This is a genomic window from Nostoc sp., assembly GCF_036917095.1.
In the GTDB taxonomy this organism is placed as follows: Bacteria; Cyanobacteriota; Cyanobacteriia; order Cyanobacteriales; family Nostocaceae; genus Nostoc.
This window is the reverse complement of record NZ_JBALFH010000030.1, coordinates 198,179-215,986: the sequence shown is the minus strand read 5'-3', so window position 1 is coordinate 215,986 and position 17,808 is coordinate 198,179. Positions and strand designations below refer to the sequence as shown.

18 protein-coding genes are annotated in these 17,808 nt (G+C 42.6%); 9 read left to right on the top strand and 9 right to left on the bottom strand.

The features are described from left to right. Window positions 1-178: 178 nt before the first annotated feature. Window positions 179-553, bottom strand: coding sequence for a hypothetical protein (locus tag V7L01_RS14780; protein ID WP_335035897.1), 375 nt, complete (start codon window positions 551-553; stop codon window positions 179-181). Between the two features lie 733 nt (window positions 554-1,286). Between V7L01_RS14780 and V7L01_RS14775 the strand changes: the two genes are divergently transcribed. Together V7L01_RS14775 and topA are read left to right on the top strand one after the other, a co-directional pair. After that, complete coding sequence (locus tag V7L01_RS14775; protein WP_335035895.1) at window positions 1,287-3,128, top strand: ATP-dependent nuclease; 1,842 nt, start codon at window positions 1,287-1,289, stop codon at window positions 3,126-3,128. A gap of 196 nt (window positions 3,129-3,324) precedes the next feature. After that, window positions 3,325-5,490, top strand: a complete 2,166-nt coding sequence (gene topA / locus V7L01_RS14770; RefSeq protein ID WP_335035893.1) for a type I DNA topoisomerase — start codon at window positions 3,325-3,327, stop codon at window positions 5,488-5,490. A 178-nt stretch (window positions 5,491-5,668) separates the two neighbouring features. Here topA and V7L01_RS14765 read toward each other — a convergent pair whose 3' ends face one another. The 3 genes from V7L01_RS14765 to V7L01_RS14755 all read right to left on the bottom strand — a co-directional run bounded on the left by V7L01_RS14765 (window position 5,669) and on the right by V7L01_RS14755 (window position 6,881). Next, on the bottom strand, window positions 5,669-5,935 hold the full coding sequence (locus tag V7L01_RS14765) for a type II toxin-antitoxin system RelE family toxin (RefSeq protein WP_335035891.1): 267 nt from the start codon (window positions 5,933-5,935) through the stop codon (window positions 5,669-5,671). Further along, complete coding sequence (locus V7L01_RS14760; protein ID WP_335035889.1) at window positions 5,932-6,171, bottom strand: hypothetical protein; 240 nt, start codon at window positions 6,169-6,171, stop codon at window positions 5,932-5,934. The genes V7L01_RS14765 and V7L01_RS14760 overlap by 4 nt, the downstream gene beginning before the upstream one ends. Before the next feature lie 191 nt (window positions 6,172-6,362). After that, window positions 6,363-6,881, bottom strand: a complete 519-nt coding sequence (locus V7L01_RS14755) for a phosphoribosyltransferase (protein WP_335035887.1) — start codon at window positions 6,879-6,881, stop codon at window positions 6,363-6,365. 77 nt (window positions 6,882-6,958) lie between these two features. Between V7L01_RS14755 and V7L01_RS14750 the strand changes: the two genes are divergently transcribed. Continuing rightward, window positions 6,959-8,410, top strand: a complete 1,452-nt coding sequence (locus V7L01_RS14750) for an MFS transporter (protein ID WP_335035885.1) — start codon at window positions 6,959-6,961, stop codon at window positions 8,408-8,410. Between the two features lie 355 nt (window positions 8,411-8,765). Here the strand turns inward: V7L01_RS14750 and V7L01_RS14745 are convergent, their stop codons facing one another. The 3 genes from V7L01_RS14745 to ndhC are packed head-to-tail and all read right to left on the bottom strand — an operon-like array spanning window position 8,766 to window position 10,379. After that, window positions 8,766-9,296: an NAD(P)H-quinone oxidoreductase subunit J gene (locus V7L01_RS14745; protein ID WP_335035883.1), complete on the bottom strand. Its 531-nt coding sequence runs from the start codon at window positions 9,294-9,296 to the stop codon at window positions 8,766-8,768. Then, window positions 9,289-10,026: a photosynthetic/respiratory NAD(P)H-quinone oxidoreductase subunit K gene (gene ndhK, locus V7L01_RS14740; RefSeq protein WP_335035881.1), complete on the bottom strand. Its 738-nt coding sequence runs from the start codon at window positions 10,024-10,026 to the stop codon at window positions 9,289-9,291. The genes V7L01_RS14745 and ndhK overlap by 8 nt, the downstream gene beginning before the upstream one ends. Continuing rightward, entirely contained in the window at window positions 10,017-10,379 is a 363-nt protein-coding gene (ndhC, locus tag V7L01_RS14735; protein WP_094333328.1) for a photosynthetic/respiratory NAD(P)H-quinone oxidoreductase subunit C, read from the bottom strand. The genes ndhK and ndhC overlap by 10 nt, the downstream gene beginning before the upstream one ends. A 365-nt stretch (window positions 10,380-10,744) precedes the next feature. Here ndhC and V7L01_RS14730 point away from each other — a divergent pair, with 365 nt between their 5' ends. The 6 genes from V7L01_RS14730 (at window position 10,745) to V7L01_RS14705 (ending at window position 13,411) form a co-directional block, all read left to right on the top strand. Further along, entirely contained in the window at window positions 10,745-11,080 is a 336-nt protein-coding gene (locus V7L01_RS14730; RefSeq protein ID WP_335035879.1) for a rubredoxin, read from the top strand. 386 nt (window positions 11,081-11,466) lie between these two features. After that, window positions 11,467-12,486, top strand: a complete 1,020-nt coding sequence (locus tag V7L01_RS14725) for a photosynthesis system II assembly factor Ycf48 (RefSeq protein WP_335035877.1) — start codon at window positions 11,467-11,469, stop codon at window positions 12,484-12,486. 208 nt (window positions 12,487-12,694) lie between these two features. Beyond that, window positions 12,695-12,943: a cytochrome b559 subunit alpha gene (gene psbE / locus V7L01_RS14720; protein WP_094348030.1), complete on the top strand. Its 249-nt coding sequence runs from the start codon at window positions 12,695-12,697 to the stop codon at window positions 12,941-12,943. Window positions 12,944-12,952: 9 nt separating this feature from the next. After that, entirely contained in the window at window positions 12,953-13,090 is a 138-nt protein-coding gene (psbF, locus tag V7L01_RS14715) for a cytochrome b559 subunit beta (RefSeq protein ID WP_015115279.1), read from the top strand. Between the two features lie 8 nt (window positions 13,091-13,098). Beyond that, complete coding sequence (locus V7L01_RS14710) at window positions 13,099-13,221, top strand: photosystem II reaction center protein L (RefSeq protein ID WP_012411802.1); 123 nt, start codon at window positions 13,099-13,101, stop codon at window positions 13,219-13,221. A gap of 70 nt (window positions 13,222-13,291) precedes the next feature. Beyond that, window positions 13,292-13,411, top strand: a complete 120-nt coding sequence (locus V7L01_RS14705; RefSeq protein WP_012411803.1) for a photosystem II reaction center protein J — start codon at window positions 13,292-13,294, stop codon at window positions 13,409-13,411. A gap of 301 nt (window positions 13,412-13,712) precedes the next feature. On the opposite strand, the gene V7L01_RS14700 is transcribed toward V7L01_RS14705, so the two are convergent. Together V7L01_RS14700 and V7L01_RS14695 are read right to left on the bottom strand one after the other, a co-directional pair. Beyond that, window positions 13,713-13,823, bottom strand: coding sequence for a photosystem I reaction center subunit VIII (locus V7L01_RS14700; protein ID WP_335035875.1), 111 nt, complete (start codon window positions 13,821-13,823; stop codon window positions 13,713-13,715). Between the two features lie 179 nt (window positions 13,824-14,002). After that, window positions 14,003-17,722, bottom strand: a complete 3,720-nt coding sequence (locus V7L01_RS14695) for a hypothetical protein (protein WP_335035873.1) — start codon at window positions 17,720-17,722, stop codon at window positions 14,003-14,005. Between the last annotated feature and the right edge of the window lie 86 nt (window positions 17,723-17,808).

The following is a 17,808-nucleotide window of genomic DNA, read 5'->3' as shown; positions in this document are numbered from 1 at the left end:
ATTGTTCGACGAGATTCATACTTGTTAGTTATCCATTTTTCTTCACCCTCTACAAACCATTATTATTTTTCTCTCGTTGTATGAAACCACCCTGCGGGTCGGAGAGGGGTTTGGGGAGAGGTCTGCCGACTTGTGTATACACGGAGCCTTGGTAAGCAGAGGGAAGTAGTAAAGTCGATTAACTTGCAACTGCAACCGACTTTTTGCGGCTAGGACGCTTGCGGTTTGATTTTTTCTTCAATCCAACCGCTTGGGCTTGATCGCTATCTGAACCATATTGCCCGCGCACAACTTCTTTCATGGCTAATACAGCATTGTGAAATTCCCATTCTGCCAATCGAGCAGCATCGACAGCAGCACGGTATAAAGCTAGTTTTTCGGTTTCAGCTTGTTGCTGCGCCAACATAGCCTGATAAGCTTGCTGAATGTTTGCAACAGAAGCATTAGAACGGGTTGTATCGTAGGTGCTGACGGTTTGCAAACCGTGGAATGAGGTAACATCTTGACTAATGGCTTGAAGACGCAAACGACGTGTTGTATCTTGATTAGGCATATATCTATCCGTGGTAAACTCTATATTTAATGTGCCCAATAGAACGCAAGAAACAACAGTCACGTGAAGTTCTTAGATAAAGTGTAGGGCGTTTAATTTTACTTCTTGCATGGATAGGGGGATGGAGAGAGGATTTAAAGCTTTTCCCACAATTTAAAAAGATGCAAATTGTAAACGTGACAGTTTAAAACAAAGTTAGAGGAAGAGTGGGTTAGCTTATGCAAGCCGATGCATTAACAAGGCCGCCGTCGCATTAACAATGCAAGCCGATGCATTAACAAGGCCGCCGCCGCATTAACAATACAAGCCGACGCATTAACAAGGCCGCCGCCGCATTAACAATGCAAGCCGATGTATTAACAAGGCCGCTGCCGCATTAACAATGCAAGCCGATGTATTAACTTAACTTTGTAGTGCGATCGCAAACCGTCTCCATGAGAATCGCTTGGCGCAGAGCTTGGTAGAGAAACAGGAAGTGCGATCGCTTAATTTTACTCTGAAGCCGACACTTTTTTTACTGGCAAGTGAGTCAAAAAATTAACAATACAAAAATACTATTAAGAAGACATGACTGGGAAGATATACAGAACTATACTGTCTATTCACCCAAAACAGGCTACTATGCACGTAATTTGCTGTTGACCTACTTAAAAACAGTAGATATACACTGGAGTGTATATATTTCCCATAATAGAAGGGATAACTAGTGAGGCTCTATCTGATCTACACAAGTATGTTTATTGAAGAATTACATCTAATTTCATATAAAGGATTCAACGATTTTAAATTAAAATGCTCTCAATTCACTACGTTAGTCGGTATGAACAGTAGTGGGAAAACAAGCATTCTCCAAGCTATACAGCTTGTTCACGATATTTATAAATACGTGTTTGGAGGATATGACAATTCTGATATTCAAAGGCCTAACTTTATTCAACCTTTATGGTCATCTGATTATAGATTTAAGTCTTCTGGAGTGATTGAGCGTCAAAATTCTGGTGATCCTGACGCTTTATGGCTAAACAAAAAAACATCTATTCCCTGTAAAATTACTCTGAAGCTAACCACTGGTTTTGAGATAAAGCTAGAAATCACTGGTCGAGAAAAATACACATTAGATATTCTTGAAAACAACAAGTCTATTTCTAACCAAATACAAGAACCTGAATATCAAAAGCATATAGAAGATTTTTTTCTACTTTTTCCAACTTTTGTTCCTCCCACTGCCAGCCTTCCTCCTATTGAGAAATTTATTTATCATTCTGAACTAAGACAGAAGCTTGATAAGGGATTGATCGCAGAGTGCTGGCGTTCATATTTATATTGGCTATGTAACGATGGAGATCATAGAAACTCTAATCGTGTTGTTGAAATTGTACAAAGATATTTACCAGATACTGTTCTAAAGCTACCTCAACTAACACATGAGCATCCACCGCAAGTTTTGATTGAGTTTGAGGAAAATGAAACTAACTTTGACATCAGTGTAAGCGGTGGTGGACTTCGTACTATTTCGAGTCTAGCTGTTATTCTGCACTTTTCAAAGTCGAGATGTCTCTTATTAGATGAGCCAGATGCTCACCTCCATAGCACCTTACAACACCAAGTTGCACAGATGCTTCTCGATCATTCTATCGAGAAAAATATACAGGTTTTTATGACAAGCCACGCTCCAGATTTTATTGCTGAGATTCCAGTCGAGTATTTAACATGGATTGATCGCACTAAGCACGAAAGTCGTAATTGTAACGGAGTTGGTCAGTTTCTTGCAGACCTTGGTGCTGTAACAAAAGCCGATGCCGTCCGTAATTATGGTGCAGATAAAATTCTGTTTGTTGAGGGAGGAATTGATCGTATCGTACTTTCTCAACTCGTGAGCTATTTTTGTGAGCAAGATTCTACCCGAATTAATCCATTTAAAGATAGCTCCGTTATTATTGCTGAACTTCCAGATGGAAAGGGTGATAGTAAACATTTAGATGCTTTTCGGAAACTTTTATTTGAAGCATTTAAGCTAGATGTCAAGGTTGCCTGTATAGTCGATAATGATTATGATATTCCTATTAATAATTATACAGAAGATGTTGATGATTCTGATACATTACTATTACGTCTGCAACGTAAGGAAATAGAAAACTACCTACTTGATTACGCAGTGATAGCAAAATCAGCAGCAGATTTAGTTGAACAACGGAAGAAATATACAGAAAAAAGTATTAGTTGCCCAACTGTAGAGGAAATTCAAACTGAAGTCAACAAAATACTAAACAGTTCTAAAATTTGCAGTACTGTTAAGTATCAGGTTGTTCCGAAATATCGTGAAAGTCTTGATAATTCCCTAGATTCCTCGACCAAAGAACTTAAAGGAGAGGAATGGTTTGATGAGAATTGGAGTGATGAAAGCTGGCGAATAAGAAACTGTCCTGGTAAAGAAGTTCTAACAAGATTAAGAGATTGGTGTCAGAAAACTTATTCTCTGACTATAACTTCTCATAAACTTGCTACGACTCTGCAAGAGTGTCCAGATGATGTACAGGAAATTATGGAGAAACTCCAAAAATACTTTTATAGTTGACCAAATTGCTAAAAGCCTAGAGAAGCTATCTGCCCTTCCTGTTCTTAGTGGAGCGTTGAAATGATTTACCTCTAAACTGAGTTGAGCAATTTCCAAAGCTTTTTGGTACAGTATTCTAGAAAATCCAGATCACGAGAATAGGCGATCGCTAATTGCAATTGCCAGTTTATTGCTCAAAATCTAGAACGCAGTTGCTATGATCAAACGCCTGCTTGTAGTGGAATCTCCCGGAAAAGTCAAAAAACTCAGTCAAATTCTGGGTTCGGATTGGAAAGTTCTAGCCAGTTGTGGCCATATCCGAGAACTCAGCAATGAAGGAGACGATTCCTTGGGCTTCGTCATGGACGGCAATAATGTTCGGTGCAATTACGTCCCGCGCGACCAACGAGCGAAAGAAACAATCCAGAAACTCAAGTCTGCGGTTCGGCAGGTTGATGAAGTTGTCTTAGCAACTGACCCAGACCGGGAAGGCGAAACAATCGCTTGGCATCTCAAAGAAACGCTAGGTTTAAGGGAACCGAAACGAGTAATTTATACTGAGATTACAGCATCGGCGGTACAGAGTGCGATCGCTAATCCCAGAAAGCTAGACCAAAATTTAATCGGTGCTGGGTTGTGCCGAGATTGCCTAGATAAGTTGGTAGGTTATAAGGGTAGCCCTTTAGTTTGGGCATTGAATAACGGCGCCAAGAGTGTTGGCAGAGTCCAAAGCGCGACGTTACACCTGATTTGTCAGCGAGAAAACGAAATTCTCGCTTTTGTCCCCCAAGATTACTGGAGTGTTTGGGTAGATTATGCTGAAGGATTTCGGGCTTTTTACAAAGGGACGGTCGATTCTGCAAAAGATGCAGCAGACCAAGAAACTGAAACTCACGATGACGCGAAAGTAGGTAATAGTCCAGAAACACCGGAGTCTAAGCGCGTTCTTTCGGAAGCAGAGGCTACACGTTTAGTTGAAGAAGCACAGCGACATCCTCATCAGGTGATTCATTTTGAAGGAAAAATCGTTAACCGCCAACCACCGCCACCATTTACAACTTCCAGCCTTCAGCAAGCAGCCGGTTCAAAGCTGAGGTTTGCTCCCGACAAAACCATGATTGTGGCCCAAAAGCTTTATGAGGCAGGGCTTATTACATATATGCGAACTGATTCAGTAATGCTGAGTCCAGAATTTTGTGCCAGCGCCCGTAAATGGTTAGAGCAAAACGATCTGCAGAATGTACCGTCACAAGTCGCCAAGCATCGCAGTAGCAAATCGGCTCAAGAAGCACATGAGGCGATTCGTCCAACGGATGTGTTTCGTCCCTCAGTTCAATTGCGTTTAGAACTTCCTGATGATGAGTTTAATCTCTATGTGATGATCTGGAAACGGTCAATTGCTTCTCAGTGTCGGGCTGCCCAATTGCGTAAAACTTTGGTGATTACTCAGTCTGGTTCCCTACTGTGGTCAGCAAGAGGGCAAGTAATTGAATTTTACGGTTATGCTCGGTACTGGAACAATATCAGCAAGGATAGTGTTTTACCTTCATTACAACAGGGACAAGCATTGAAACTGGAGAATGCTGGACATGAGCAGAAGCAGACGCAGCCACCACCCCGTTATAGCGAACCAAAATTGGTGCAACTGATGGAACGTAAAGGAATTGGTCGCCCAAGTACTTATGCTCCTACTGTTGCTACTTTAAAAAAACGAAATTATGTCGAGTTGAAAAAAGACCATCTGCAACCAACAGCATTAGGGTTAGAAGTTGATGCGTTTTTGCTCAAAGCACTGCCAGATTTACTAGAGGCGGAATTCACAGCAAAAATGGAGGATGCTCTTGATGCCATTTCCGAAGGAAAAAACTCTTGGCAGCATTATTTAACTAGTTGGAATCAGAATTACTTTATACCAGCGCTCTCCAAAGCTAAAACTGTAGTTGCGAGTTCCCCAACAGGTAAAGCTAATGTAATAACTGAGCGCAAATATGAAACTTCCAAGACGCGATGCCCTGAATGCAAAAATTTTCTCGCCAAAATTCCGAGTAGTAAAGTTAAAAAGAAATATTTCCTTAAATGCACAAAAGGCTGTGAAAATGTCGTGTTGTTTTGGAGCGACTTTAACAAGACTTGGCAGCCACCACAAGCTAAAACAGTGCAAGCTGAAAATCAACAAAAGCCTCCCGTGAAGATGACGGCATATCCCTGCCCAGTATGTAAGAAACCTCTAGAGGAGTACAGTTACATCAAAGAGGGGCAGAGTAAAACAATGTTGCGATGTTCTAACGCACAATCCCGTAAGGATACCAAACATAAAGATGTAGCTTATTTCAATACGTCAAAAGGGTGGTGGAGTCCTAAGTTTGGGGAGTTAAATTGTTAGGCTCCACATTGATATTTTTACCGCCAATAATGACAGCAAATCATTTATTTTTGTCAGGATTACCGCAATAACAGAGTTTTGCTTCTTCCTTAGTAAGCATAAATAATTGACAAACAAGCACTCAAAGTACCTAAAATCATCAAGAATTAATTATAAATTAATTACAAATTAATTATTCCTAACTTTTATCGTTATAAACCTTGCTACGATGTCCAAGTTCTACAACATTCACCACTAGAATATCATCGAAAATATCGTATATAACTCGATACTCACCTAGTCTAATCCTATAAGCATTTTCTTTACCTTTTAGCTTTTTTACCCCGCTTGGACGGGGTTCTATGGCTAAATCATCAATTTTAACTTGTATGCGTTCTTGAAGTTCTGGCGATAATTTTTTAAGTTGTTTTAATGCCCCCTTTAATATTTCAACTTTATAACTCACGCAACTTCCTTTTTTATTTCTCGTTTTAGTTCTTTTTTAGCTTCCTCCCATGACACTGAGCCTTCAATCTCAGCAGAATTTTTTGCAAGGTCATAGGCTTTTAAATCTTCCTCTTCCTCTTCCTCTTCGATTTTTTTAAGTAATGCGTAAATCTCATCTAGAGTACTGTCATAAGCTTGGTTTAGCAGTACGTTGATATCTTTAATTAATTGTTCGCGTTCGTGTGCTGATTTCATTTTTAATTATCTGAGGGTGATTTTATTTTTTCTGCCAGCATCTCTAATTTTGCCTAAAGTCCGGTTGGTTTTCAAGGATTTGATGAGCGATCGCTAAAATCTAAAAAGCGACCAATACTTTACAAAAATTGTATATTAAGAAATCTGGTCGAGCATGAGTGGCTGTGAAATTAACTTTGTGTGTACATTGATCAACACGGTTGATTTACCTTAGCCGCAAGTTCTGCGGGGTTCATCTGCTCGTAGTGTTCAAAAGGTTGGTGAATCCAGGGGTTGTCAGGCAGATAATCAACATAATAATTGGGTGCTATAACTGAACAAGCTTTATACCAAAGAACGGCGGTGCGAATTTCCTGAATGGGAAAATCAATATTTTGCTTGAGCCAAGGTATAGTCTGTTGGAGTGTGATCCCAGAATCTACTAAGTCATCCACTAGGAGAATGCGCGAACCTAACTTTTCGGCAGTCATTGTCAAGTGGCGGGAGAAAACTAAATTACTTCTTTCTTGCTTGCCACTGCCACTGTAAGATGAGGTTGCTAAAATTGCCAGTGGTTGCTGGTATATACGGGAAAGAATATCTCCAACTCGTAGTCCTCCTCTAGCAAGACAGATAATCTGGTTGAATTCCCAACCGGATTCATAAATCTGAATAGCCAGTTGTTCAATTTTTTGGTGATAATCTGACCAAGAAACATAAAGGTCTGGCATAAGTCTAACGGGAGTGGTAGATGGCTAGTATTGAAGGCAATCGCAAACTTTTTATTTTAGTATGAGCGCAAGTTATTATGACTGATTCTGCTGCTGATGGCGATGCCCAACAAGATCCTCTTAGTAAAAAGCTCGACTTAAAAACAAAGCTGGCTTATGGTGCAGGAGATTTAGGGCCAGCAATCACCGCAAATATCTCCGTCTTTTATCTGCTAATTTTCTTTACCAATGTTGCTGGTATCCCTGCGGGTTTAGCTGGCAGTATTTTGATGATTGGCAAAATCTGGGATGGCGTAAACGATCCGCTTGTCGGGTTCCTGACTGATAAAACAAAATCTCGTCGTTGGGGCCGTCGTCTTCCTTGGATGTTTTATGGAGCAATCCCCTTTGGAATTTTCTTCTTCTTGCAGTGGATTGTACCGCGATTTAGTGCAAATCAGAGTGAGAATATTTGGCCGCTGTTCTGGTATTACGTAGCGATTGGGATTCTATCTCAGTCCTTTTACACGGTTGTGAATTTGCCTTATACGGCGATGACTCCAGAACTAACTCAAGATTACGACGAACGCACCAGCCTTAACAGCTATCGGTTCACATTTTCTATTGGTGGTAGCATTCTCTCATTAATTTTAACGAAAATTGTTTTTGACAATATTCACAATGCCCAACAGGGATATCTCGTTTTAGCAGCAGTTTGTACGGTGATTTCCACTTTAGGATTATACTGGTGCGTTTTTGGAGTTCGCGATCGCATCCTGGCTTTTGAGGCCAAACGCATCCAAGCCGAGGAACCTGCATCTCTTCCCTTCTTGGAACAGCTAAAAATTGTCTTTAGCAACAGACCTTTTCTATTTGTTGTTGGTATATATCTTTTTTCTTGGCTAGGTGTGCAGATTACAGCTAGCATTATTCCCTATTTTGTAGTCTATTGTATGGGTCTAAAATTTGAAGACGTACCCACAGTGCTGATTGCAGTGCAAGCAACTGCTTTGTTGATGCTATTTGTCTGGGGGGCGCTGAGTAAAAAAGTTGGGAAAAAAATTGTTTATTTTCTAGGAATGAGTTTATGGATAATAGCAGCAGGCGGACTATTTTTCTTACAGCCTGGTCAAATAGTTTTGATGTATGTGATGGCTGTGATGGCTGGTATTGGTGTATCCACTGCTTATCTAATTCCCTGGTCGATGATTCCAGATGTGATTGAATTAGATGAACTCCAAACCGGACAACGCAGAGAAGGCATTTTTTATGGCTTCATGGTTTTGTTACAAAAATTTGGTTTAGCTTTCGGGTTGTTTTTGGTGTCAAATGCTTTGCAAGTATCCGGTTTCAAAGAATCTGTAGCCGGAAGTCCACCACCCACTCAACCTGACTTGGCACTGTTTGCTATTCGCGTTGCTGTTGGGCCTATACCTACAGTTTGCTTGATTTTTGGCTTGATTTTAACGTATTTTTACCCAATTACGCGCGAGATGCACGCAGAAATTATGCTGAAACTCAAAGAACGGCAAGAGAAGAAGGAGAGTTAAAGGAGGGCTGTACATTAAATAATTAATGTACAAACAACATCCATAGCTGAATATTTAAACACTCATAGTAAACTTTCAGCAAGATTAGATACTTTACAATCTTTTGCAGTTTTATGCGAAAGTCAGAATATTAAAAGTAGCCGAGATATTCTACTCGATTCTGAAGCTGAAACAGGATAAATAATAGCACCTCTCCCTCATCTGCGTTTTCCTTTGCGCCCCTACCCTGCGGGAAGGCCGAAAGCCATGCGTAAAAAAAACTACCCCTCTCCGCCACCGGAAAGGGGTTAATCGCTGCCGAAACTCAGCACTAAATTGTACAGACGCGATGAATCGCGTCTCTATTCAGCAATCTCTAATAAGCGTCTTGCAACTCGTAGAAATCAGGCGAGATGTAATCCTTCCGCAAAGGCCAACCTACCCAATCTTCCGGCATCAAAATCCGCTTGAGATTTGGGTGTCCTTCGTAGATAATGCCGTACATATCGTAAGACTCGCGCTCTTGCCAATCTGCGGTCTTCCAAATCCAGTACACAGAAGGCACTACAGGATTTTCCCGTGGTAAGAACACCTTAACTCGAACTTCTTCGGGGCGATCGCTATTATCACCGACTTTAATCAAGTGATACACGCTCACGAATTCCTGTCCTGGCCCAAGGTCAACGCCACCTTGAAACTGGAGATAATTAAACCCATAAGCATAAAGGGCTGTAGCGGTAGGAAGCAAAAAATCTGCCGCTACCTTAATTATCTCTACACCATTCTTATCCGGTGCTAAAAACTCATGGTTAAAGCCATTTTCGGTCAACCACTGAGAAATTTTACCCGCTTGTACCAATGCCTCTTCTTTGGCTGCTGGTACTGGTTTAGATTCTTCTTCAGCCACGGGTTTGTTCCTCCTTTTGCGCCTTTTCTGTCAGCAGTGCAGGTGGTATTGGCATACCAATCGCTTCCGTCAATTCCTTCGGTGGTGCATAGCGAGTATCTGACTGCAAATACTTACCAGTTAAGATTTCCTCTACTGGCTTCAGGTTATGAGTCGTGCTGTAGTAGCGGTGGGTTTGCTTAATTTTATCCCGCTCTTGCATCGATTCATTGGAGATTTTCTTCCGCAGCTTAATGATTGCGTCGATAATTGCTTCGGGACGAGGAGGACAACCAGGTAAGTACACGTCCACAGGAATCAGTTTATCGACTCCGCGCACTGCCGTGGGCGAATCAACGCTGAACATCCCGCCAGTAATTGTGCAAGCACCCATCGCAATTACATACTTTGGCTCTGGCATTTGTTCGTAAAGACGTACCAGTTGGGGAGCCATCTTCATCGTAATAGTCCCTGCTGTAATAATTAAATCGGCTTGGCGGGGGCTAGAACGAGGAATTAGTCCAAAACGGTCAAAGTCAAATCGCGAACCAATTAAAGCTGCAAATTCAATAAAGCAGCAAGCAGTACCAAACAGTAACGGCCACAGACTAGAAAGCCGCGCCCAGTCGTAGAGATCGTCAACCGTCGTCAAAATGACGTTTTCTGAAAGGTCTTGAGTGATTGTAGTCCGCTCAATGGGGTTGATGATTCGCTCTTTGTCCTGGGTTGTTAAATTAGAATTCAAGACCATTCCAAAGCTCCTTTACGCCATGCGTAAACTAAGGCGACTACAAGAATTGCAATAAAGACTAGCGCTTCAATAAATGCCAATAGCCCCAAACGGTGGAAAGCTACCGCCCAAGGATACAAGAATACAGTCTCCACATCAAAGACAACGAAGACCAGAGCAAACATGTAGTAGCGGATGTTGAACTGAATCCAGGCTCCCCCGATGGGTTCCATGCCAGATTCATAGGTGGTACGACGTTCTGGGCTGTAACCACTAGGTCGTAGGAGCTTGGAAGCTGAGAGCGCTAAGGCAGGCACTAGGCTACAGATTATGAAGAAGCCTAGAAGGTACTCGTAACCGCTGAGGACAAACACAATGAGTATCTACCGCTTATGGAGTATTTAAAGTAGGGAGTGGGGAGCAGGGGGAGCAGGGGGAGCAGGGGAAACAGGGGAAGCAGGGGGAGAATAACTATTGATTTTTAACCAATGCCCAATGCCCAATGCCCAATGCCCCATAGCCAATGCCCAATGCCCCATAGCCAATACCCCATAGCCAATACCCAATCCCTTGAATTACGTTACTTTCTTTTACATTATATATGTTTGGTTTTTCTGAAATCTGGGAAACAGACGCACTTCAGGTATTTAATTCGCTTTTGCTAGTGATAGAAAAGTCTAACAATTATGTCATAATTTTTAACGTATATTTAAGATTTCTCCTCTGCGAGGCCTTAGCCATGAGCGAACCAGCTGTTGAGACTACGGTGTTAGACCGCTACGAGTGTCGCGCCTGCGGTTATGTTTACGAACCTGAGAAGGGAGACGACAAGGATGATATTCCTTCAGGGACACCTTTTGCAGAACTGCCCATAAATTGGCGCTGTCCAGTTTGTGCTGCTAAGAAAACCGCTTTTGCCAACGTCGGCCCTGCGGGTACTGCATCCGGCTTCAAAGAAAATCTCGGTTACGGTTTGGGTGTCAATAACCTAACGCCAACCCAAAAGAATATCCTAATTTTTGGTGCTCTGGCTCTTGGCTTCTTGTTTTTTATCAGTCTCTACGGCTTACAATGACAGCCGTTATCTCAGAAATAGGTGCCAGGTGACAGGAAGTTTTTGTGTAATTAAAATTACATAGAGGTGTCGTTTTACCAGTTCTGTAGAGCGGCCGCAGACCTTAATACCAAATTGGGATAAATAATATTTTTTGGGATTTTTGGAAGGCTTTTTAGTAAAAACTTTTAATCCCTTTTCCTATGGTCGCCGCTGCGCGAAAGGGTGACGCTCGTACTGGCGCTCGTTCGCTCTTAGCGTCTCCCCTTCTCCCAAAGGAAGAGGCTAGCGCCAAGAGAGAAGACTGTGCTGCCTCACCAAAATCCCAAATCTAAAATCCAAAACTGGTATAAGGTAAACCTTTTAGAGAACACCTACAGAAATTTAGAAACAATTAAGAAATACTGATGCATTCAATTGTGAAAAGTTGGCAACGAATAGCTACTTTGTTGATAGTAATCCTCATGTGTATAGGTTGTAGCAAAATCCCGTCTGTTAGCTACAACCCCTGGAAAATCATTTCTGTGCCAACAGACTCGAATCTCCTGGATATTGCTTTTACTGATAATCCTGAGCATGGCTACTTAGTGGGTAGCAATGCCACTTTATTGGAAACCAATGACGGTGGTAATACCTGGAAACCAATAACACTGCAACTGGATGAGCAAAAGTATCGCTTTGACTCAGTAAGTTTTGCAGGTAAAGAAGGCTGGATTGCCGGAGAGCCTGGACTGTTGCTGCATACTACTGATGAAGGTGGTTCTTGGTCGCGGATTCCTCTGAGCGAAAAGTTACCAGGTAGCCCGATCGCAATTAAGGCAGTAGCAAAAAACACAGCTGAAATGGCTACTGATGTCGGAGCAATATATAAAACCACAGATGGCGGCAAAAATTGGAAAGCCCAGGTGGAATCAGCAGTAGGTGTGGTGCGTAACTTAGAACGTTCTGCTGATGGCAAATATGTTGCCGTTTCTGCCAAGGGTAGTTTCTACTCAACTTGGGAGCCAGGGCAAGATGCTTGGGTACCCCATAACCGCAATAGTTCTCGACGCGTAGAAAATATGGGCTTTGGTGACAATGGGCAATTGTGGTTGCTAGCTAGGGGAGGTCAAATTCAGTTTAGCGACCCAACTAAACCTGAAGAGTGGCAAGAGGCAAAATATCCAGAGTTATCCACCAGTTGGGGTTTACTGGATTTGGCATATCGCACACCCGATGAAATTTGGATCGGTGGCGGTAGCGGTAATTTGCTACGGAGTGGCGACGGTGGCAAAACTTGGGAAAAAGACCGTGCGGTGGAAGAAGTTGCTGCTAATTTGTACAAGATTGTGTTCTTAGAGCCAGAGCGGGGATTTATAATAGGCGATCGCGGCGTATTGCTCAAATATTTACCAAACCCTGAAACAACTTCTCCAGAAGCCGCTTAGTGAGTAGGGAGCAGGGGAGCAGGGGAGCAGGGGAGCAGAGAATAAGTTGCAGTAGGTTATTTCCCCTCTGCTCCTCCGCCCCTCTGCCTCTTCCAATGCCCCATGCCCAACGTACAATTTCTGAGAAGAACTTTGCAACTTGTAACTCTTTCTTAACTTTGTAGGATAATAAACTCAATAACACTCTATGTATAAGGTAGGGATCTAAATGTCAGGTACCACTGGAGAACGTCCGTTTTCGGACATCATTACCAGCGTTCGTTACTGGGTAATTCACAGCATCACCATCCCAGCATTATTTATTGCTGGTTGGTTATTTGTCAGCACCGGACTGGCTTATGATGCCTTTGGCACACCCCGCCCCAACGAGTATTTCACACCAGCACGGCAGGAAGTGCCCATTGTGAAGAACCGTTTTGAAGCTAAAAAACAAGTTGAAGAATTTATTGGAAAGTAGTTTGAGATCATGACTAGCGGAAATAACATCAATCAACCAGTTACCTATCCAATTTTTACCGTTAGATGGCTGGCAGTACACACCTTAGGTGTACCAACTGTATTCTTTTTGGGCGCGATCGCCGCAATGCAATTTATTCAACGTTAGGAGCAATCATGGTAGAAAGATCGCCCAATCCCAATAATCAGCCGGTTGAATTAAACCGGACTTCGCTATACCTGGGACTACTACTAGTTTTCGTTCTGGGGATTCTGTTTTCCAGTTACTTCTTTAACTAACTGGAAATCCCGTTGTTAATCTTTGTTTATTTAACCTGTGTTGATTAGTTGTTAAGGGAGGAGAGAAGCTGTGTCTGGAAGTGGGAGAATTCCCCTGTGGGTCGTCGCTACGATCGCAGGTTTAGGTATAATTACAGTCTTGGGCATTTTCTTTTATGGTGCCTATGCCGGACTTGGTTCTTCGATTTAACATGAATTAGTTTGAACCGAACACTATAAGTTAGAATTTTCTAGCATTTGTTGAGAAATCAACGTTAAAAAACCGCCTGTCTCTATGAGATAGGCGGTATTAATTTTGGTCAGTAGTCCTTTGTCCTACCCTGCGGGTACTCTGTTGGAGAACTCGAAGAGTGGCCGCTAGCGCGTCTAAGCTGTTCCACATTTAAATTGCATAGCTAGGGCGGGCAAGATGCCCACCCCACAAGAGTTTGATTTAATCTGATTATGCAATTTAGATGTTTTTTGCAAATGACTAATAACTCATGACTACATTAGCCAATATCGTCCCTTTCAATGTATAAAAATAGAAACGTGAAGGTCACAGCTGGCAAAACCCAACCAATGATGGGAACTAAGATAGAAGGCAAAAAAGAAGCTGCCATAGTAAAGGTTCCTGTTAAATAACACTACAATTCAAAATGAGCTTACTGCAAATGCTGCCAAGATTTTTGAAATTCTAAAGATTTTTAACACAGCTTATATTGGGAGATTGGCAGTGGAGAGTGGAAAAACTTTTTATCCTACTCATCCATAAGTTACTATTTTTACTCTTTGCTTGCTATCACATACCTAAAAGTTCATCTAGCTGCAAGCTTGGCAAGTCTGGAGGAATCACAGTTCGCACTATTGTGACTTTGTGACTCTCCTCTTGGGTTATCAGATTAAGTGCGATCGCTTCTAAGCGTATTTCCAAACAGCCAAAGGGAATGTTTAATTGCGTCATCACTTCCAACCCTCCCAAGGTGTTAGGTACTAAATTTGCCAGTAAATGGGGCCCATCTAGTAACCAGCGAGTTTGATAATCTTCAACCCATAACTTGACAACAACTTGCGGAGATACTTCAGGCAGTATTACGCGCACTATGACAGACTTGCCAGCGATTAGTTCGCCTTCTGGCACATGCAGTTGTGGAATTGGCAAAGGCTCAGTGGCTGCGGAAATTATAGGTAAGGAAGGGGATAAATCTAAGAGTGATTGCTCCTCTTCTTCAAAGAGGTAACTCCCCGTTGCATCGGCTTCCAGTTCATTATATGTATCATCTACAACGATTTCTTGCGCTAACCAAGCTGACGCTATATTTATTTTTATCGGAGGAGGGGGAGGCGGTAGTTGTCTTGACAGAGCCGATGAGAGTGTTGGTTCTAATACTTTTTCTAGTTCCGTATTTTCTTCTATCCCTAGATCCGCTTCCTTTGCTGTGTCTACATCTTCCTCGAAATTTCCCAGATCAAAAGCCAATTCGACTTCTTCCCATGTATCCTCTTCGTTGTGCGTCTCCGTCAGAAGAAGTTCTGAGCGATCCCAAACTTCGCTCATATTTATCTCCGTGTTAGCATCTAAGTCTAACGGCAAATTGACATCAACATTCGCATTTTCTGCACTTAGAGAAAGCAACGTCTGCTGCGTTGGAACATAGTTATCGTATTCTTGACGTTGCAGATCGTTAATAGATTCAGGCAAAGAGTATCCTTGGCTCTCCATCCACTTCCTGAGTAAAGGAGATGAGTAAAGGTTACCTGTTGTAATGAATTGTGCATTTGGTTGGGCTTCCACAGCAACAGATTCCTCCTGGAATTGTGTATTTGGTTGGGCTTCCACAGCAACAGATTCCTCCTGGAATTGTGTATTTGCTTGGGCTTCTACAGCAACAGATTCTTCTTGGAATTGTGCATTTGGTTGGGCTTCTACAGCAATAGATTCTTCCTGGAATTGTGCATCACCTACTACCAATTCAGGTGTATTTCCATCTTCAGCTACAGCTGCGTCCAACTGCGGAAAGCCTTCAGGCGCTGGAACTTGCAATACATCTGGGGGGACAACATTGCTTTTTACTTCCTCTGCATCACCTGGCAAAGCTTGTAGCCGTCTCAAGTATGGAAAAGTAGTGTCGAGTATTGGCATTCGACGTTGGCTGATGAGCAACTGCTCCAAGTTGATGGCAGCTATAGTATCCTTTTTTAGAACCTCCTCTTGTGTAGGGGGTTTTGCAACAACATCTGTAGCAGTGTTGGCATTGGTTTGAACAGGAGGCAGTTTCGGCAATTGAGGCGAAGTGACTGAATTCTTAAGCTTAGATGCCCGCAGGCTAGATTCTCGCAGAACTTGCAGGTTAATTTGCGGTGGTAGGGGTGTGTTTGGAGATGGATTGAGTATCTGAGACTGGTCTGTTTTTGGAACCTTGACCAGATTTAATAGTTTCAAATCGAGCTTAAAAGTTGTCTCTGGTTCTGTGAAAGCAACAGATGAGTCTGATGGTGCTATGGGGTCATTTAAAAATGTACTAGGTTTTGTTGCGGCTGTGATTGCCAGTAATTCCATTACATCTGCTGTAATGGTGAAGGACTGGCTGGCTAACCGGATAACTTCACCAACATCGGCAAATTGTCCATACAAACTGATATCTGCCAAAATTAGCTTGGATTCACAGTCAGCGGGAATATCAATTGAGGTATTGATGGAGAAGGGCAACTCCTGGTCTGGTAAAGGTTGCCATACCTGGGTTAAGATTTCCGAGTTCTTGGGCGATCGCAGTTCAATTCCTAGTTCAAGCGCCTGTAGGCTTTTTGAGGATAATGTTTCAGCCCGATCTATATCTGTGTTTTCTCTGAGTTCTACATGTCCATTGATTGTAAGAGCTTGTCCCCAACGAGCAATGTAAGTATCCCGATCTAAAGTTAGTAGTAATGGTGGCGGTGGTTGTATTGCTGGAGAATCTGTAACCTTTTGATCTTTTAGCAGGGATTCAGAAGGGGGTAAAGCTAAATCTATTAAATTTTGTAAAATCTGCTCTGCCGTCTCACCTTTGAGCCATACAGGACTCACAGGCTCATCGATCGCTACATTTTCTTCGGTTTCATCTGGCAGATCGGTGGTAGCAAAGGTTTTCTTTGTAGTAATTATTATCGTTTTGGAGACGATCGCTTTATTTAAGGTAATTGCGAGTTCTGCTGGGGCAGTACCTTCCAAGTTTCCTTCATCTGGCAGTTCAGTGGTAACAGGGTTGCTATCTGTAGCAATTGCCGATTCTGTGGATATAGCGATCGCGTTATCTAAAGTAATTGCGGGTTCTGCTGAAGCAGTAACTTCCAAGTTTCCTTCATCTAGCAGTTCAGTACTAACAGGGTTGCTATCTGTAGCAATTGCCGATTCTGGGGAACCAGCGATCGCGTTATCTAACGTAATTGCGGGTTCTGCCGGGGCAGTAACTTCCAAGTTTCCTTCATCAGGCAGTTCAGTGCTAACAGAGTTGCTATCTGTAGCAATTGCCGATTCTGGGGAAACAGCGATCGCCTTATCTAAAGTAATTGCGAATTCTGCTGGGGCAGTACCTTCCAAATTCCCTTCATCTGGCAGTTCAGTGCTAACAAGGTGGCTGTCTGTAGCAATTGCCGATTCTGGAGAAATAGCGATCGCATTATCTAAAGTAATTGCGGGTTCTGCTGAGGCAGTACCTTCCAAGTTTCCTTCATCTGGCAGTTCAGTGCTAACAAGGTGGCTGTCTGTAGCAATTACCGATTCTGGAGAAATAGCGATCGCATTATCTAAGGTAATTGCGAATTCTGCTGGGGCAGTACCTTCCAAGTTTCCTTCATCTGGAAGTTCAGTGCTAACAAGGTGGCTGTCTGTAGCAATTGCCGATTCTGGAGAAATAGCGATCGCTTTATTTAAGGTAAGTGCGAATTCTGCTGGGGCAGTAACTTCCAAGTTCCCTTCATCTTGCAGTTCAGTGCTAACAAGGTGGCTGTCTGTAGCAATTGCCGATTCTGGGGAAATAGCGATCGCTTTATCTAACGTTTCCACATAGATTGACGTAGCCTCGTTTTCCTCAAAGTAGTGGGTTTGAGCGCAATACGCTTGAGGTAAGCTTTTTTTCTCTCCCCCTGCTTCCCCTGCTCCCCCTGCTCCCTCTACTTCCTCTACTTCCTCTACTTCCTGGGACAATACTTGAAGCTGGACGCTATATTGCCAAGATTTACCGAATAGATCCGACATCAAATCGCCGCAACAGCGCAACTCCCAAACTCCCTGCTGGAAGTAGGTGAAAGGAATTACCGCTATTAAGCCTTCTGAGTTAGTGCGACGCGATCGCTTGAAAATTCGTCGCGTTGGTTGAACTTCCTGGGTTGAAGAGTGAGTTACCCGCACTTCCACGTCTGTATTACGAAGGTTAGAACGAGCCAAAACTCTATACTGTCCTTCTAAAAGTTCCAAATTTGGCGATTCTACGATATGCCACGAGCGAGCGCCTTGTTTCTGTATCAGAAATTGCCAGTGTTCCATTGTAAGTGATTGCCCAGACCGACGAGCCGCTGGGTAATATTGTGTATTACCTTGCTTGCAAGTTTACCTCAGTATTTTATAAATGC

Bases quoted from the DNA above. Each gene is read 5' to 3' on its own strand.
- V7L01_RS14780 (WP_335035897.1), bottom strand. From the start codon at position 553: ATGCCTAATCAAGATACAACACGTCGTTTGCGTCTTCAAGCCATTAGT.
- V7L01_RS14730 (WP_335035879.1), top strand. From the start codon at position 10,745: ATGAGCGAACCAGCTGTTGAGACTACGGTGTTAGACCGCTACGAGTGT.
- psbE (WP_094348030.1), top strand. From the start codon at position 12,695: ATGTCAGGTACCACTGGAGAACGTCCGTTTTCGGACATCATTACCAGC.
- V7L01_RS14695 (WP_335035873.1), bottom strand. From the start codon at position 17,722: ATGGAACACTGGCAATTTCTGATACAGAAACAAGGCGCTCGCTCGTGG.
- psbF (WP_015115279.1), top strand. From the start codon at position 12,953: ATGACTAGCGGAAATAACATCAATCAACCAGTTACCTATCCAATTTTT.
- ndhK (WP_335035881.1), bottom strand. From the start codon at position 10,026: ATGGTCTTGAATTCTAATTTAACAACCCAGGACAAAGAGCGAATCATC.
- V7L01_RS14775 (WP_335035895.1), top strand. From the start codon at position 1,287: ATGTTTATTGAAGAATTACATCTAATTTCATATAAAGGATTCAACGAT.
- V7L01_RS14750 (WP_335035885.1), top strand. From the start codon at position 6,959: ATGACTGATTCTGCTGCTGATGGCGATGCCCAACAAGATCCTCTTAGT.
- topA (WP_335035893.1), top strand. From the start codon at position 3,325: ATGATCAAACGCCTGCTTGTAGTGGAATCTCCCGGAAAAGTCAAAAAA.
- V7L01_RS14755 (WP_335035887.1), bottom strand. From the start codon at position 6,881: ATGCCAGACCTTTATGTTTCTTGGTCAGATTATCACCAAAAAATTGAA.
- V7L01_RS14710 (WP_012411802.1), top strand. From the start codon at position 13,099: ATGGTAGAAAGATCGCCCAATCCCAATAATCAGCCGGTTGAATTAAAC.
- V7L01_RS14700 (WP_335035875.1), bottom strand. From the start codon at position 13,823: ATGGCAGCTTCTTTTTTGCCTTCTATCTTAGTTCCCATCATTGGTTGG.
- V7L01_RS14725 (WP_335035877.1), top strand. From the start codon at position 11,467: ATGCATTCAATTGTGAAAAGTTGGCAACGAATAGCTACTTTGTTGATA.
- V7L01_RS14760 (WP_335035889.1), bottom strand. From the start codon at position 6,171: ATGAAATCAGCACACGAACGCGAACAATTAATTAAAGATATCAACGTA.